Genomic DNA, 17,000 nt, shown 5'->3' with positions numbered 1-17,000 from the left:
TTCCATGCCGATTCCCACCTCAAAATGGCTCAAAATCCCCGATCGACCCGTGCGACCGCGCCGCGCCTCGGCAAGGCGCTGAAACGCGCCTTCTTCGATCGCAGCGTCCATGAGGTCGCACCCGACCTGATCGGTGCGACCTTCCTGGTCGGCGGCGTCGGCGGCATCATCACCGAGGTCGAGGCCTACCATCACACCGAGCCGGCGGCCCACTCGTTCAATGGCCCGACCCCGCGCAACCAGGTGATGTTCGGCCCGCCGGGGTTCTCCTATGTCTACCGCTCCTACGGCATCCACTGGTGCGTCAACTTCGTGTGCGAGGAAGCGGGCTCGGCCAGCGCCGTCCTGATCCGTGCGATCGAGCCGACCCATGGGCTCGCCGCGATGCGGCGGCGGCGCGGGCTGGAAGACGAGCGTGCGCTGTGCTCGGGACCGGGCAAGCTGTGCGAGGCGATGGGCATCACCATCGCCCACAGCGAGTTGCCGCTCGACCGGCCGCCGATCGCGCTCCACGCGCGGCTGGAGACGCCCGACATCGTCACCGGGATCCGGATCGGCATCACCAAGGCCATCGAGCTGCCGTGGCGCTACGGCCTGAAGGGATCGAAATTCCTCAGCAAGCGGTTTTGAGCGTCAAAGCGTCTACTATCAAGGCGCTCGCTATGACGCCTTCTTCAACCGCTCGATCGCCTCGAGGATCTTGGTCCGGCGCTCCGTTGCTGCGGCGCGCTTTTCCTTCTCTTCCTCGACGAGCTCTTCCGGCGCGTTGGCGACGAACTTCTCGTTGGAGAGCTTGGCGTCGACCCGCTTGATGTCGGCGTCGGCCTTGCCGAGCTCCTTCTCTAGCCGCGCCCGCTCGGCCGCGAGATCGATCACGCCCTTGAGCGGCAGTGCGACGACTTCACCGCGCACGAGCAGCTGCATCGCGCCTTCCGGCGCGGTATCCGCGAACGAGATCTCCGACAGTCGCGCCAGGCGCTTGATGGTGTCGTTCCAGCGCTGTGCGCGGTCCCGCGTCTCGTCGGAAGTCGTCACGATCACCAGCGGCGTCAGCGTCGACGGCGGGATGTTCATCTCCGCCTTCACGGACCGCATCGCGGTGACGAGATCGACCACCCAGCCAATCTCCGCTTCAGCCGCGGGATCGCTGAACTCATCCGCGTCGAGCGCGGCAATCACCGGCGGAATGATCGGATCGACCACCGGACCTGCGGTCGCGATCGCCGCCAGCTGCTCGCTAGTAACGCCCGACTTGCGCGGCCAGGACGCCAGCACCAGGAGGCCGTCGCGCTTTGCGGTCACGGCCCACAGCTCCTCGGTGATGAAGGGCATGAACGGATGCAGCAGCTTGAGGATCTCGTCGCGCGCCCAGGCGATCATGGCGCGGGTCTCGGCCTTGGCCGCGCCCTCCTCGCCCATCAGCACGGGCTTGGCGAGCTCGAGATACCAGTCGCAGAACACGTTCCAGACGAAGCGGTAGATCGCGCCGGCTGCATCGTTGAAGCGATGATCCTCGATCGTCTCGGTCACCTCGCGGGTGACGCGCGAGGTCTCGTGCGCGATCCAGCGGTTCAAGGTTTCCTTGGCGGCCTTCGGATCGAAACCGTCCGGCTTCACGCACTCGTTCATCTCGGCGAAGCGGCAGGCGTTCCAGAACTTGGTCGCAAAGTTGCGGTTGGTCTCGACCAGGTGCGGCGACAGGCGGATGTCATGGCCCTGCGCCGCCTCGCGGGTCAGCGCGAAGCGCAGCGCGTCGGCGCCGTATTCATCGATCACGCCGAGCGGATCGATGACATTGCCCTTCGACTTCGACATCTTCGCGCCCTTCTCGTCGCGGACGAGGCGGTGGATGTAGACGGTCGAGAACGGCGCCTGCTTCATGAAATGGAGGCCCATCATCATCATGCGGGCGACCCAGAAGAAGATGATGTCGAAGCCTGTGACCAGCGTGTTGGTCGGGTAGTAGCGCGCGACCTCCGGCGTGTCGTCCGGCCAGCCCAGCGTCGAGAACGGCCACAGCGCCGACGAGAACCAGGTGTCGAGCACGTCCTCGTCGCGGGTGATGAAGCCTTCGCGCTTGGCGGGATCGGTGGCCATGTCATGGCCCTGCTCCGGCGTGATGACCTCCTGCTCGACGTAATAGCCGAGCGCGTTGCCGACCGCCTCTTCCTCGGTCTCGGCGACGAACACCTTGCCGTCCGGGCCGTACCAGGCCGGGATCTGATGGCCCCACCACAGTTGGCGCGAGATGCACCAGGGCTGGATGTTCTCCATCCACTCGAAATAGGTCTTTTCCCAGTTCTTCGGCACGAACGTGGTTTCGCCCGAGCGCACGGCTGCCATCGCCGGCTGCGCCAGCGTCTTGGCGTCGACATACCACTGGTCGGTCAAATACGGCTCGATCACGACGCCGGAGCGGTCGCCATGCGGCACCATGTGGATGTTGGGCTCGATCCGCTCGAGGAAGCCGAACTCCTCCAGCCTTGCGACGATCTTCTTTCGCGCGGCGAACCGCTCGATCTTGTCGAACTCGGCGGCGAACTCGTCGGCGCCAACAGGCAGGCCGCGCAGATAGTCCTCGTTGTCGACCAGATTGAGGCAGCCTTCCTGGTCGAGCACGCTGATCTGCGGCAGGCCGTGGCGCTTGCCGATCTCGAAGTCGTTGAAGTCATGCGCCGGCGTCACCTTGACGGCACCCGAGCCCTTCTCCGGATCGGAATAATCGTCGGCGACGATCGGAATCTTGCGGCCAACCAACGGCAGGATGACGTGATGGCCGACCAGATCGATATAGCGCTCGTCGTCCGGGTGCACCGCGACCGCGGTGTCGCCCAGCATCGTCTCGGGGCGCGTGGTCGCGACCACGATAAACGACTTCGGATCGTCGGGGCTGAAGCTGCGGCCCTCGATCGGGTAGCGCAGATACCAGAGATGGCCTTTGACCTCGACCTGCTGCACCTCGAGATCGGAGATCGCGGTGAGCAGCTTCGGGTCCCAATTGACCAGGCGCTTGTCCTTGTAGATCAGGCCATCGCGATGCAGCTCGACGAACACCTTGACGACGGCGCGCGACAGCCCCTCGTCCATGGTGAAACGCTCGCGCGACCAGTCGCAGGACGCGCCGAGCCGCTTGAGCTGGTTGACGATGGTGCCGCCGCTCTCGGCCTTCCACTGCCAGACCCGCTCGAGGAACTTGGCGCGGCCCATGTCGCGCCGTCCCGGCTCCTGCCGTTCCATCAGCTGGCGCTCGACCACCATCTGGGTGGCAATGCCGGCATGGTCGGTGCCGGGCTGCCACAGCACGTCGCGGCCGCGCATCCGCTCGAACCGGCACAGGATGTCCTGCAGCGTGTTGTTGAGCGCGTGGCCCATGTGCAGCGAGCCGGTCACGTTCGGCGGCGGGATCACGATGGTGAAGGGCGCTGCGTCCTTACGATCGGGCCGGCCGGCCTTGAACGCACCGCTCTCCTCCCAGATCCGGGCCATGCGGTGCTCGATATCGGCGGGCTGGTAGTTTTTCTCGATCATGACAATGCGCTGTGGACCATGGGAAAAGGTTAGAAAGCCGCCGGAACGCACCAAGTCAACCGGACTTGCGCAATTTCGGTTCTGATTGGATCAGAACCGAAGCTCCAGGCTCTTGTTTTGACGCGTTTTCTTCACGCGAACCGGCAGCCGCTTCGCTCGAAGACGCTCTAGCACGTCAAAACGGCGTTTTGGGCATTTGGGGACTGAATGAGGGCTGCCAAGCCCCAGCGGGGTGGGCTATCGACCGCGGGATACCCGCTCGATCTCGGCCTTGACGATCCGCTCGACCAGGCCCGGCAGATTGTCGTCCAGCCAGGACTTCAGCATCGGCCGCAGCATCTCCTTGACCAGATCCTCCAGCGTCCGAGCATTGTTGCTCAGCACGGTGTTGGCCAGCGAGTTGAAGGCGGATTCGACCGCCCGCATCGTGGTTCCGGAGATAATCTGCTGCATCGGCGCGGTTTCGATCGCCGGCGGTTCTCGGACTGGCTCGCGAACGGATTCCTGAGCAGGCGCCCGGGTGCGGGCCTCCGTGAATTCGACGTCGTCCTGCGGTTCGACCTTGCGGAACGATGGCGCGGGGGCCGGCTCCGGCAGCGCCATGTCGTCGGTGAGCTCGAACACGTCGGCCTCGGGCTGGGGTTCCGGCTGAGGCGACGGCCTGATCTCGGCCGCGGGCGTCGCCTCGTCGAGGCTGGCCAGGAGCGAATCGATGTCGTCCTGGCTGTTGCCTGCTGGCGCGGGCGGCGGTGATTTCGGCGCTGGCGCAGCGGCCTTTGCAGCCGGAGGCGCTGCGGGCGGCGGGCTCTTCATCACCGGCTTGGCTGCCGGTGGCGGCGCGGGCTCGGCCTTCGGCGGCGGTGGAGCAGCAGCGGCCGGCTTCTCGCCCGCACCCGGCTTTGCCTCGTCGTCGGCAATGATGCGACGGATCGACGCCAGGATCTCCTCCATCGAGGGTTCTTGGACCTTCGCAGGTTGCGTCATCTCCGACTCCACATCGAAACTATTTTACATCAAGCCCGAGAGGATTCGCCGGTTCCGATGATGCGGGCGGAGATTTTCATTGCTCTCGCCCGACTTGTCCCCAGATCACGCCCGCCCGAGGCCCTTCTGCAAGCTTCGTGTCGCCCAATGCAGCGTGATCACAGGTGGCGTCGCACCTGTCATCACGCTACGCCGGCTCGCCGCGAATCGCCTTGCTGCCCGACAAAACGGTATGTCAGGCCAATTATCGATTGCAAGCAAACGCGCCCGTTTGTGGTCCTGATTAACTCAGAACCACAAACATGGCGCGACAAGCGATGATGAAGTGAAGGTGTTTAGCGGCCGTCGGGCGTGCGAACGCCGGCCCAATTGTCACGAACCTGCTGGTAGTGCACGCTCGGATCATAGATGTTGGTCGAAAGGCCCATCACCTGCGGCGACAAGCGGCCGATATAGTTCAGCACGTTGTAGGAAGCGACGACGCGGTCATGCTGCGCTGTGACGAGCGCATTGCGCGCGTTGACGAGCGCCTGCTGCGCGTTGAGCACGTCGAGCGTGGTGCGCTGGCCGGCCTTGGCCTCTTCGCGCACGCCGTTCAGCGCGATTTCCGACGCGGTCACCTGCGCCTGCGCCGATGCCACCTGCGACTTGCCGGCGACCAGCTGACCCCAGGCAGTGACGACGTTGGCACGCGCCTGATCCCTGGTCTGGTCCAGCACCAGGCGCTGCTGCGCCAACGATTCCTTGGACTGGCGGATCAGCGAGTATTCAGCGCCGCCCTGGTAGATCGGCAGCGACAGTTGAACGCCGACCGAGGCGTTGAAGAGGCGGTATACGGTCAACTGCGTTTCGTAGCCCTGGCTGACCGACGCCTGCAGCGCAACCGTCGGCAGCAGCGCGCCTTCGGCAACCTTGGTCTGCAGGAAGTTGACGTCGACGCCGTACATCGCGGCGGTGACGTTCGGATTCTGGGTCAGACTGAGTTCGACAGCAGCCGATAGCGACGACGGCAGGAACCGGTCGACCGGCGAACCCGGCGCGGGATTCTGCGGCTCGACGCCGATGATGCGGCGGTAGTTCGATCGCGTCGTCGTCAGATTCGATTCCGCGGTGAGCTGCTGGGTTCTGCCGGCCGCGAGCTGGGCCTCGGATTGCGCAACGTCCGTGCGCGTCACCTCGCCGACGTTGAAGCGATCCTGGGTCTGCTTCAGCGTCTGTTCCAGCACGCGTGTATTGCTGCGCTGGACCTCGACGATCGCCGCATCGCGGAGGTAGTCCATGTAGATCGTGGCCGCGCTCAGGAGCACCGACTGCTCAAGCGCTCGCAAACCTTCACGTGCCGACGACACCTGGCTTTCGGCCTGGCGTACTCTGGGAGCGTTCTGCGCGTTGAACAGCGACTGGTTGGCGGTGATGCCGACGCTGCGCTGCCGGCTCACGCCGGACACAGCCGCGCTTCCCGCCGCCAACTGCTCATCGGTGTATTGTCCGCCGGCCGTTGCGGTCAGCGAGACCTTCGGACGGTAACCCGAGAGTGCCTGCGGAACGTTTTCGTCTGTCGACCGCACCAACGCACGTTGCGCGTTCAGCTGGGGATTGTTCTGGTAGGACCGCACCAGCGCGGACTCGATAGTTTCGGCGAGCGCGGGCACGGGGCCCAGCTCCGCCAACAGAAGGGCGGCAGTCGCAGCCGCGGTGATAGCCTTCACCCCTCGCATCCCCGGTAATCCAATCATTGTAGTCGCCGTCTCCACACGCAAGTCAGTTCCGGCGGTCGCTTCAGACGAAGTGAGTCCCGCCTCACCTTAGTCCGCAGCTAAGGGTAACGGAACTACCCCGCAACGGAACACGGCGGAAACTCTTCACATGGGGCAAACGGGCCACACTTCTGATTCAGAACGGGATTTTATAAGGTGGCGCAGCGCGGTAGCGGTCGGTCAAAAGACGAAGGCGGGTAGCCGTTCCAGTCCGGGCAGCACCGGGGCGGCGGCGTCAAACAGCTCGCGATGTCCGAAATCCCCGTGGGAATGCGTCACGAGGGTGGCGCGCGGCGGCGGCGTCAGGCCAAACACCCCGACCAGCCGTCCTCCCTCCTTGAGCTGGCCAAACAGCCCGGTCGGGAGGATCTCGGTCGCACCATTGAGGACGATGACGTCATATGGCGCACCCGCGGCATCGCCGTCCGCGGAACCTGCGGTCTTGACGGTCACATTCTGGATCCCGAGCTGGGCGAACGCGGTGGTCGCTTTCGCGGCAAGCGCCGAATCGCTCTCGGTGGCGCTGACCTGTGCCGCAAAGCGCGCCACGATCGCGGCGGCGTAGCCGGTTGCACAGCCGACGACCAGGACGCGGTCGGTGGCCTTGATCTCGGCGGCCTGCAGCATCCTGGCGAGCAGCGCCGGCGTGATCAGGCAGCGCTTGGCCGCGCCGCCCTCGGCGACGTCGAGATCGAGGTCCAGATAGGCGAGCGCCTGCTTGCTGGCCGGCACGAACACTTCGCGCGGCACGGTCAGCATGGCTTCGAGAATACGATCATCGGTCACGTCGCTCGGACGCACCTGACCATCGACCATGTACTGGCGCGCGGTCGAAAAACCGGTCATTGGCGGGGACCCTGCAAGTCGCGGCATTGCCGCTGGAGAAGCTAGAACAGGGCCATCTTTTGGAACAAGCTCCGCCAAAACGCAACACGCCGTTGGCGTGCGCGATGCTCCGGGGCGCGCTCTATTCGATCGTGACCGCAAGCCGGCCGATCAGGCGGGCCACTTCATCGAGATGTTCGGAATCATGCTCCTCGACGGCCCTTGCGAGCCGGCGGACACACTCATCGTCGCTGATGACGGGAGCATCATGCGGAACAAGCGTCGGCTGCGGCATCGACAGGTCGATCAGGTTAATGGCCATCAAAATCACCTCTCAAGACCCGGCACGGCGAAGTGTCGACAGTTATTGAGTCGATTTGACGACGTTTTTGGTTCGCCGTGTTGCGGACCACGTGCTTGTGATTGTCGATGGCGACGTTGGTGGGCCAGCAAAGCTGGCTCCCCGGGCTGGATTCGAACCAGCGACCATTCGATTAACAGTCGAATGCTCTACCGCTGAGCTACCGAGGAACAGGCGAACAAGTGTTCGCGAGCGGGCAGCGTATAACAAAGCCTTTCGGGCTTGCAAAGAACCAAATGGGGCTTCGGCGAAACTTTAGCGCAGCACGGTAAACCGCTGCAATGCAAGGGTTTGCCGGCGTCCCAGGGTAACGCAGGGCTGTCCCGGCTGTCCCGTTCCCGGCGCCGGGCGGCCGCGATGAACCAATGGCGCGGCATTACCGCCGCACCGTGATTCCCGGCCAGGGCCCCGCCCCCACGATGTCATTCCGGGATGAATGAGGTGGTCTTGGTGCCGGGGTCGTAGCGGAGCCTCAGCACGTTGAGCTTGCCGAGGTTGACGTTCTTTAAAATGCGAAGCGCGCCGCCAGAGGCTTCTCTGTTCCGATCAGCGCGCGGCGATGGCAACGATCAACAGCGCGGTCGCCGCGAGCGAAGCGACGGTCCGCACGTGGTTCCAGAAGGTCCAGTCGGTCAGAAAGCGCGCCCAGAGCGGCGCGGTCGCGGTGCTGGCGGGATCTGCGGCCGCAAGCTGGTCGTTCAGCGGCACGTTGAAGACGGCGGTGACGACGAACATCCCGAGGACATAGAGGCCGCCGCCGCAAATCATCGCAATGGCGCCCGGCTCCTGCCATCTGAGCGCACCGAGCACGACCAGCACGGCGCAGGACAGCGTGGTGCCGAGGAACACCGGCATGAACAGCGAACGCACAATGTCGGTATTGATTGCGTTCATCGCCGAGATACCGGCGGCCTGATCGATGCGGCCGAGCGCGGTCATCACGAATGTCGAGAACGCAAAATAGAGCCCGGCGAGCAGGCCGCAGCCGAGCGCGGAAAACCACAGCAAGCCCGAGGTCAGGATATTGCGCATCGCTCCACCTCCGAATGCGAGAAATGCTCGTATTTGTAAAATGCGATAAACTCTCGTATTAGAGCCGTCAACCCGATTTCGAAGGAGACAGAAGGTGGCGAGACGAAAGGCCGCGCCCGTGGAAGCTCCCCTGCCCGGGCTGGCGCGGCTTGCCCCGACGCAGCAGCGCAGCCGCGAGCGGTTCGAGCGCATCCTCGCCTGCGCGACCGAGATCATGGCGGAGAAAGGCAGCGAGGCCTTCCGGATGAGCGACATCGTCGAACGCAGCGGCGTCGCATTCGGCTCGCTCTATCAATATTTCCCGGACAAGGCCGCGATCATCGGCACGCTGGCGGAACGGCACAACGCCGTCGGGCGCGAATGCGTCAGGCGCGATCTGGCTGCTGTCACGACCCCGCGCGACCTGCATCCCGCGCTTTGCCGGATCGTCGACAGCTACTACGAGATGTTCATGCGCGAGCCGGTCATGCGCGACATCTGGCAGGCGACGCAGGCTGACCGCGCCCTGCAGAAGCTCGATGCCGACGACATGGACGTGCTTTCCGGCCTGTTATCCGACGCGATCAGGCGGGTTGCGCCGGGCGTGCCGGCAACCACCCTCGCCACCTTCTCAGCACTGACGATGACGCTGATCGCGGCCGCCGTACGCCACGCGATCACGCTGCCGCCGAAAAAGGCGCGGCAGGTGCTGACGCAGTTCAAGACCATGCTGCCGGATGACCTCGCCGGGCTGGCTTGACCGCACCGACCTCGGGAATTTCCCCTTCGCCGAGGCGATCAACAGCGGGCGCGGAGCTGTTCGGCTCTGGCGAACGGAGTCAGCAAGAGCCGAGGATCGATGCAACGTTACTATTGGCTGCACTTCCGCCTGCTTGCCTTCATTGTCACGTCTTCCTAAAATTCCTGCGATATTTGACGGCTATGAATACTGCCGGGAATTCCCGGAAGAGTTTTTCGCAAGATGTGATTTGTCTCACACGAGGTGCGGCGGTGCCGACCTAGGTTCCCGAAGGGGTCATCAGCAATTTATTAACCAAACCGGGCACCATCGTTCTTTTCATAAAATTCGAACGAATCGCTCAATCCGGACCGAAGACAGTTTTGCGACCATTGCGCTCTCGAACCTCGGAGAGCGCGATGAGCGAAGTCGAATTTGATCTGCTGCTGGACGCCGTGCGTACGGCGATCGCGCCCATTGCTCAGGAGGATTTCGTGGCCCAACCCTCGCCCCGCATTCAGCCGCCGCCGCGCGCTGCCAATGACAACCAGGCGCCGTGGCCGCTGATTCCGTTTCCCGAAGGTTGGTACGCCGCGAGCTAATGCGGCTTCTCATTGGTTGGCTGCAAGCCATTGATGAGATGAGTGGAGGCCACGACCAGAATTGAACTGGTGTACACGGTTTTGCAGACCGTTGCGTAACCACTCCGCCACGTGGCCCCTTGCGGCGCACTTCATATACGCCCTCTCTCAGATAGGCAACCGAGCCCAACAGCTAACGCCGGCGCCTCCGGTAGTCCCGTTTCCTGGGTTTTGGCGCCAATTCCGGCAATTTGGCCTGGACTTCGCGGAATCTCGCCAGCATCCGCTCGAAACTGTCTGACAACGTCGCGGCGATATCGGGACGCTTCTGCAGCCCGGCCAGCAGGATCGCGGCCGCCTCGATGGTGGACAGGCCGTCGCGCCGCGGTTCCCGGCGCAGCTTGCCGTACAGCGAGGGGCGTTTCGGCCCGAGAATCACCCGCTGGCACTTCAGCATCCAGGCATTGCGCCACCACAGCGCCTTGGCCTGGCTCCAGGTGCCATCGAGCAGCACGATGCCCTCGATGTCGGACAGGATCGCGCGCTGATGCGGCTCGAGCTCGCCCTTGCGGTTGATCGCGACGATCTCGGCGTCAGTCTCGAGGTCCTCGACCTTGGCCGAGCCCAGGTAGAGCACCGCCCAGCGCGACGGATCGGGCACCGGCCGGCCGAGCGCCTTGGCAAGGCTCGGCCAGGATAATCCGATCCGCACCACCGCGTTCTCGAAATGCCGCGCCAACAGTCGCGCGGTGCCGAGCGCCCTGTCCTGCTCCTGCGGATGGATCAGGATCAGCAGCTGGATGCGGCTTTCGATCGGCGTGACGCTGTCGCAGATGCACAGCGGCAGCGGCTTGCCGCAATTCGCGCAATCCTCGATCTCGGCGATAACGTCGGATTTGACTTCGGTCGGTTCGGACATGGCACCGCTATACGCTCACGACGGCGCAATTCAAACTATTCCGCCGGCGCGTGCACACCTGACGGCTCGCGGCGCTGCCGCAGCCGGTCGATCAACAGATAGATCACCGGCGTCGTGTAGAGCGTCAGGATCTGCGACACGAACAGGCCGCCGATGATGGTGATGCCGAGCGGCCGCCGCAGCTCGGTGCCCGGGCCGGTCGCAATGACCAGCGGAATGCCGGCGAACAGCGCCGCCATCGTCGTCATCAGGATCGGGCGGAAGCGCGCGCGGCAGGCCTCGAAGATCGCGTCCCGCGACGACAGGCCCTGATGCCGTTCGGCCTCGAGCGCGAAGTCGACCATCATGATGCCGTTCTTCTTGACGATGCCGATCAAGAGGATGATGCCGACGAAGGCGATCACGGTCAGCGGCGTGTTGGTCACCTGCAGCGCCAGCAAGGCGCCGAGGCCGGCCGACGGCAGCGTCGAGATGATCGTGATCGGATGCGCGAGGCTCTCATAGAGCACGCCGAGTACGATATACATCGCGACCAGCGCGCCGAGGATCAGCAGCGGCTGCCGCCCGCTGGTCTTGTTGAAGTCGCCGGCATTGCCGTCGAAGCTGCCGCGAATGCCCTCCGGCATGTGCAGTTCGTTGACCGCCTGCTGGATGTTGGTGGTCGCGACCTCCAGCGGCACGTCCGGCAACAGGTTGAACGACACCGTGGTCGAGGGGAAGCCGCCGGAGTGATAGACCGCCAGCGCCGACAGTCCGCGCTGGTAGTGCACCAGCGCCGACAGCGGCACCTGCACGTCATTGGCGCCGGCGACATAGATTCGCTCGAGGTTCGAGGGATCGTTCTGGAACTTCGGATCGATCTCGAGCACCACCACGTACTGGTTGCGCTGGGTGTAGATGTAGGAGATCTGCCGCTGCGAGAAGGCGTTGTTCAGTGCGTTGTCGATGTCCTGCACCCGGACACCGAGGCTCGAGGCAATCTTGCGGTCGATCACGAGGTTGAGCTGCAGGCCGCCGGGATCGCGGTCGGAGGACACGTCGGTGATGCCCTCCACCGTCTCCATCCGCTTGGCGACGAGCGGCGCCCATTTCTGCAACAGATCGAGATCGGTCGAGGCGAGCGTGTACTGGTAGTCCGAATCGCTCTGCCGGCCGCCGGTGCGGATGTCCTGCGCGGCGAACATGAACAGGCGGATGCCGGGCACCATGAACAGGTTGCGGCGCAGCCGGTCGATCACCTGGGCGGTCGATAGGCCTGCCCGCTCCTCCGGCGGTTTCAGGCTGATGAACATGGTGCCGCGGTTGGAGGTGGCGCCGCCCGGACCGCCGCCGGAGCCGACCGACGAGCCGATGCCGGCGACCGCGGGATCGGCCATCACGATGTCGGCGAGCCGCTGCTGCAGCTGAAGCATCGACTGGAACGAGATATCGGCCGAGGCCCGTGTCGAACCGATCACGAATCCGCTGTCGTCGGTCGGGAAATAGCCCTTCGGCGTCTTGATATAGAGCGTCACCGTCAGTGCGACGGTGGCGAAGAACACAATCAGCGTCAGGAAGGGATAGCCGAGCACGATCCGCAGGGTCGACGTATAGAACGCCACGACCCGCGACAGCGCACCCTCGATGGCGCGGTCGTACCAGGTGGCGCGATCGGAAGTCGCCTCCTTGATGTAGTGCGCGCAGATCATCGGCGTGATCGTCACCGACACCAGGGTCGACACGATGATGGCAAAGGTCAGGGTCAGCGAGAATTCCCGCAGCAACCGGCCGACAATGCCGTCCATGAAGATCAACGGCGTAAAGGCCGCGATCAGCGACAGCGAGATCGACAGCACGGTGAAGCCGATCTGCTTGGCGCCCTCGACCGCCGCCGGATACGGCGCCATGCCCTGCTCGAGATTGCGGTACATGTTCTCGATCATCACGATGGCGTCGTCGACCACGAAGCCAACCGAGATCGCGAGCGCCATCAGCGACAGATTGTCGATCGAGAAGCCGGCGAGCCACATCCCGGCGCAGGTGCCGGCCAGCGCCAGCGGCACCGAGACGCCGGCGGCGATCGTCGGCACCACGCGGCGCAGGAACACGAACACCACGACCATCACGAGCATGGCGGTCGCCAGCAGCGTGAACTGCATGTCCTCGACGCTGGCGCGGATCGTACCGGTGCGATCGACCAGGGTCGAGATCTCGACGCCGGCCGGGATCCACTTCCTCAAGTCCGGCAGCAGCCGGCGGACGTTGTCGACGGTGTCGATGACGTTGGCGTCGCCCTGCTTGGTGATCTGGATCAACACCGCCGGCTGCTTGTTGAACCAGGCGATCGAGCGCGAGTTGCGGACGGAGTCCTCAACCTCGGCGACGTCGGAGAGGCGGACGAAATTGCCGTTCGAGCTCTTGATGAGGATGTCGCGGAACTCGGCCGCAGTGCGCATCTGCTTGTTGATCGACAGCGTCTCGCTCAGCCGGTCGCCGTTGAAGATGCCGACGGGGCCGAGCGGATTGGCATTGATGATCGCAAGCCGGACGTCATCGGTCGAGATCCCGGCATTGGCCAGCGACACCGGATTGAGCGCGATGCGCACTGCCGGCTGATCGGCGCCGCTGACGGTGACCTCGCCGACGCCCGGCACTTGCGAGATGCGCTGCGCCAGCACGGTGTCGGCGACGTCGTACATCGCGCTGGTCGAGATCGTCTTCGAGGTCAGCGCCAGCACGAACACCGGTGCGGCGGCCGGATTGGCCTTGCGGAACTTGGGCAGCGACGGCAGGTCGCTCGGCAGATCGGCGAGCGAAGCATTGATCGCGGCCTGCACGTCGCGTGCGGCGCGGTCGATGTCGCGGCCGATCGAGAACTGCACCTGGATGCTGGTGACGCCGAGCGAGCTCGTCGAGGTGATCTGGTCGACGCCCGAGATAGTACCGAGCTTGCGCTCCAGCGGCGCGGCGACGGTCGAAGCCATCACGGAGGGATCGGCGCCGGGCCGTGACGCCGACACCCGGATGGTCGGGAAGTCGACGTTCGGAACCGACGACACCGGCAGGAATTCGTAGGCGACGATCCCGACCAGGAACAGCCCAATCGCCAGCAAGGTGGTGCCCACCGGCCGGCGGATGAAGGGCTCCGAGATCGAGATCACTGCATGCCCTCGGTGGCGCCCGCGATCGGCGGGCCGCTGGGACCTGGCTCCGGCACCGCCCGCTCGATCCGCCGGTTGAGCCTGTCGAGCGCGAGATAGATCACCGGCGTGGTGTACAGCGTAAGCAGCTGGCTCAGCAGCAGGCCGCCGATGATCGAGATGCCGAGCGGGAAGCGCAGCTCGGCGCCGGTGCCGCTTTCGATCGCGAGCGGCAGCGCGCCGAACAGTGCCGCCAGCGTCGTCATCATGATCGGCCGGAATCGCAACAGGCAGGCCTGCACGATCGCGTCATAGGACGACATGCCCTGATGCCGCTCGGCCTCCAGCGCGAAGTCGATCATCATGATGGCGTTCTTCTTGACGATGCCCATCAACAGGATGATGCCGATCAGGCCGATCACCGAAAGGTCCTGCCCGCACAGCATCAAGGCGAGGATGGCGCCGACGCCGGCCGAGGGCAGCGTCGAGAGAATCGTGATCGGGTGGATGTAACTTTCGTAGAGCACGCCAAGCACGATGTAGATCGTGATGATCGCGGCCAGGATCAGCCAGGGCTGCCCGGCCAGCGAGCGCGCAAACTCGGCGGCGTCGCCGGAATAGATGCCGACGATGCTGCCGGGCATCCCGATCCTGCTCTCGATCGCCTTGACCGCGACGACCGCATCGCCCAGCGCCTCCCCGGGCGCCAGGTTGAAGCTGAGCGAAACCGACGGGAATTGGGCCTGATGCGAGATCGCGAGCGGCGCCGTGGTGCGGACCAGCGTCGCCACCGCCGACAGCGGCACCTGCGCGCCGCTCGCGCCGGGCAGATAGAGCTTGTCGAGGATCGACGGGTCGCGCTGATACATCGGCAGCGCCTCGAGCACCACGCGGTACTGGTTGGCCTGGCCGTAGATCGTCGAGATCTGGCGCTGCGCGAAGGCGTCGTTCAGCGTGTCGGTGACGCCCTGCAGATTGACGCCGAGCTGGCCGGCGCGCTGGCGGTTGATGTCGAGCGCCGCGCGCAAGCCGCCCTCCTGCGCCTCCGAGGAGACGTCGCGGAAGATCGGGTCGCGCCGCATCTCGGCGACCAGCTTCTGGGCCCATTGCGAGACTTCGGCAGCATCGGTCGCGGTCAGCGTGTACTGGTATTGCGAGCGGCTCGACTGGGTCGAAATCTGCACGTCCTGCACCGGCTGGAAATAGACGGTCATGCCGGGGACCGTCGATATCTTCTGCTTCAGCCGCTCGATCACGTTGACGACGCCGTCGCGCCGCTGGTCGAGCGGCTTCAGGGTCATCACCAGACGGCCGACATTGGTGGTCGGATTGACCGAACCCGAGCCGATCACCGAGACGACGCCGACCACGTCGGGGTCGGCCTTGATGATGTCGGAGACCGCGCCCTGCCGCCGCTGCATCTCGGCGAAAGAGACGTCGGGACCGGCTTCGGTCACCGCCGTGATCGAGGAGGTGTCCTGCAACGGCAGAAAGCCCTTCGGCGCCAGCACATACATGACGAGCGTCAGCGCAATGGTCGCGAACGTGACGAAGAGCGTCGCGCGCTGGCGCTGCAGCACCCAGAGCAGCGTCCGATGATAGAACTCCACCATGCGGTCGATGAAGCGGCTGACTGCGGCCAGGCCCGGGACCGCCATCTCCTCGTGGATGTTCTTGAGCAACCGCGAGCACATCATCGGCGTCAGCGTCAACGAGACGATCGCCGAGGTCACGACCGCAATCGTCAAGGTCAGCGCGAACTCGCGGAACATGCGGCCGACCAGGCCGGACATGAACAGCAGCGGGATGAACACCGCGATCAGCGACACCGTCAGCGAGATCACGGTGAAGCCGATTTCGCTGGCGCCCTTGAGCGAGGCTTCCATGACAGTCTCGCCGTCTTCCATGTGGCGGACGATGTTCTCGATCATGACGATGGCGTCGTCGACCACGAAACCGGTTCCGATGGTCAGCGCCATCAGCGACAGATTGTCGAGGCTGAAGCCCGCGAAATACATGATGCCGAAGCTCGTGATCAGCGACAGCGGCAGCGCGACGCCGGCGATCAAGGTCGCGCGCAGCGACCGCAGGAACAACAGCACCACCAAGGTCACCAGCACGACGCTCAGGATCAGCGTGAACTGCACATCGCGGACCGAGGCGCGGATCGTCACCGTGCGGTCGGAGACGATGGTCAGCTTGACGCCGGCCGGCACCGAGCGCTGCAGCCGCGGGATTTCGCCGCGGATCTGCTTGACGACGTCGATGACGTTGGCGCCGGGCTGACGCTGGATATCGATGATGACCGCCGGTGTGCCCTGGTACCAGCCGCCGGTGCGGTCGTTCTCCAGCCCGTCCACGATCTGCGCGACGTCGCCGATCGTGACCGGCGAGCCGTTGCGGTAGGCGATGATGATCGGCCGGTAGGCGTCGGCCGCTGCGATCTGGTCGTTAGCGGCGATGGTGTAGGATTGCTGGGCGCCGTCGAGCGAGCCCTTCGGTCCCGACACATTGGCGCCGGCGATCGCGCTGCGCAAATCCTCCATCGCGATGCCGTAGGCTGCAAGCCGCGCGAGGTCGGCCTGCACGCGCACGGCCGGCTTGAGGCCGCCAAGGATCGAGACCCGGCCGACGCCGGAAATCTGGCTCAGCCGTTGGCCCAGGATGGTGTCGGCGAGATCGCTCATCGCCCGCAGCGAGATCGTGTCCGAGGTCAGCGCCAGGGTCATGACCGGCGCGTCCGCCGGGTTCACCTTGGCGTAGACAGGCGGGTACGGCAGCGTCTTCGGCAGGATGCCGGCGGCGGCATTGATCGCGGCCTGCACGTCCTGCGTGGCGCCGTCGATGTCGCGGTTGAGGTCGAACTGCAGCGAGATCTGGCTGACGCCGAACGAGCTGGTCGAGTTCATCGACGACAGTGACGGGATCTGCCCGAGCTGCCGCTCCAGCGGCGCCGTGATCAACGAGGCCACCACGTCCGGGCTCGCGCCGGGCAGCTGCGTCGTCACCTGCACGGTCGGAAAGTCGACCTGCGGCAGCGCCGAGACCGGCAGCGCCCAATAGCCGAGCGCGCCGCCGATCATCAGGGCGATGCCGAGCAGCGAGGTGGCGATCGGCCGGCGGATGAACGGTTCGGAGACGCTCATGGTTGCGCTCTCGCTTTAGCGTCGGACATT

General features: G+C 64.9%; 12 protein-coding genes and 2 tRNA genes. 3 read left to right on the top strand and 11 right to left on the bottom strand.

Going from position 1 to position 17,000, the window contains the following annotated elements; all coding sequences use genetic code 11:
• The first annotated feature begins 24 nt into the window (after positions 1-24).
• The gene (locus tag FBZ93_RS10740) at positions 25-630 is read left to right on the top strand and encodes a DNA-3-methyladenine glycosylase (protein ID WP_146985842.1); all 606 of its coding nucleotides are present in this window, start codon (positions 25-27) and stop codon (positions 628-630) included.
• Between the two features lie 30 nt (positions 631-660).
• On the opposite strand, the gene FBZ93_RS10735 is transcribed toward FBZ93_RS10740, so the two are convergent.
• From FBZ93_RS10735 to FBZ93_RS10705, 7 genes are all read right to left on the bottom strand, one after another.
• Positions 661-3,528: a valine--tRNA ligase gene (locus tag FBZ93_RS10735; RefSeq protein ID WP_146985841.1), complete on the bottom strand. Its 2,868-nt coding sequence runs from the start codon at positions 3,526-3,528 to the stop codon at positions 661-663.
• Between the two features lie 237 nt (positions 3,529-3,765).
• On the bottom strand, positions 3,766-4,512 hold the full coding sequence (locus FBZ93_RS10730) for a PopZ family protein (protein WP_146985840.1): 747 nt from the start codon (positions 4,510-4,512) through the stop codon (positions 3,766-3,768).
• A 335-nt stretch (positions 4,513-4,847) separates the two neighbouring features.
• Positions 4,848-6,230: a TolC family outer membrane protein gene (locus FBZ93_RS10725; protein ID WP_146985839.1), complete on the bottom strand. Its 1,383-nt coding sequence runs from the start codon at positions 6,228-6,230 to the stop codon at positions 4,848-4,850.
• A gap of 219 nt (positions 6,231-6,449) precedes the next feature.
• The gene (locus FBZ93_RS10720) at positions 6,450-7,115 is read right to left on the bottom strand and encodes a protein-L-isoaspartate O-methyltransferase family protein (protein WP_146985838.1); all 666 of its coding nucleotides are present in this window, start codon (positions 7,113-7,115) and stop codon (positions 6,450-6,452) included.
• 121 nt (positions 7,116-7,236) lie between these two features.
• Positions 7,237-7,416, bottom strand: coding sequence for a hypothetical protein (locus FBZ93_RS10715; protein ID WP_050419688.1), 180 nt, complete (start codon positions 7,414-7,416; stop codon positions 7,237-7,239).
• A gap of 134 nt (positions 7,417-7,550) precedes the next feature.
• Positions 7,551-7,625, bottom strand: a tRNA-Asn gene (locus FBZ93_RS10710).
• A 376-nt stretch (positions 7,626-8,001) separates the two neighbouring features.
• Positions 8,002-8,487 (bottom strand): DUF1772 domain-containing protein, encoded by a 486-nt coding sequence (locus tag FBZ93_RS10705; RefSeq protein ID WP_146985837.1) that lies wholly within the window; start codon positions 8,485-8,487, stop codon positions 8,002-8,004.
• Positions 8,488-8,581: 94 nt separating this feature from the next.
• Between FBZ93_RS10705 and FBZ93_RS10700 the strand changes: the two genes are divergently transcribed.
• Both FBZ93_RS10700 and FBZ93_RS10695 read left to right on the top strand, forming a co-directional pair.
• Positions 8,582-9,226: a TetR/AcrR family transcriptional regulator gene (locus FBZ93_RS10700; RefSeq protein WP_146985836.1), complete on the top strand. Its 645-nt coding sequence runs from the start codon at positions 8,582-8,584 to the stop codon at positions 9,224-9,226.
• Between the two features lie 398 nt (positions 9,227-9,624).
• Positions 9,625-9,807, top strand: a complete 183-nt coding sequence (locus FBZ93_RS10695) for a hypothetical protein (protein ID WP_024584196.1) — start codon at positions 9,625-9,627, stop codon at positions 9,805-9,807.
• Positions 9,808-9,850: 43 nt separating this feature from the next.
• On the opposite strand, the gene FBZ93_RS10690 is transcribed toward FBZ93_RS10695, so the two are convergent.
• From FBZ93_RS10690 to FBZ93_RS10675, 4 genes are all read right to left on the bottom strand, one after another.
• Positions 9,851-9,924, bottom strand: a tRNA-Cys gene (locus tag FBZ93_RS10690).
• Between the two features lie 55 nt (positions 9,925-9,979).
• Positions 9,980-10,705, bottom strand: a complete 726-nt coding sequence (locus FBZ93_RS10685; RefSeq protein ID WP_146985835.1) for a tRNA-uridine aminocarboxypropyltransferase — start codon at positions 10,703-10,705, stop codon at positions 9,980-9,982.
• A gap of 35 nt (positions 10,706-10,740) precedes the next feature.
• Positions 10,741-13,845, bottom strand: coding sequence for an efflux RND transporter permease subunit (locus FBZ93_RS10680; RefSeq protein WP_146985834.1), 3,105 nt, complete (start codon positions 13,843-13,845; stop codon positions 10,741-10,743).
• Complete coding sequence (locus FBZ93_RS10675; protein ID WP_146985833.1) at positions 13,842-16,970, bottom strand: efflux RND transporter permease subunit; 3,129 nt, start codon at positions 16,968-16,970, stop codon at positions 13,842-13,844. The genes FBZ93_RS10680 and FBZ93_RS10675 overlap by 4 nt, the downstream gene beginning before the upstream one ends.
• Positions 16,971-17,000: the final 30 nt, after the last annotated feature.

The organism is Bradyrhizobium macuxiense (assembly GCF_007993935.1).
GTDB lineage: Bacteria > Pseudomonadota > Alphaproteobacteria > Rhizobiales > Xanthobacteraceae > Bradyrhizobium > Bradyrhizobium macuxiense_A.
Note: the sequence above shows the minus strand (reverse complement) of the source record. Positions and strands in the feature narration are given on the sequence as shown.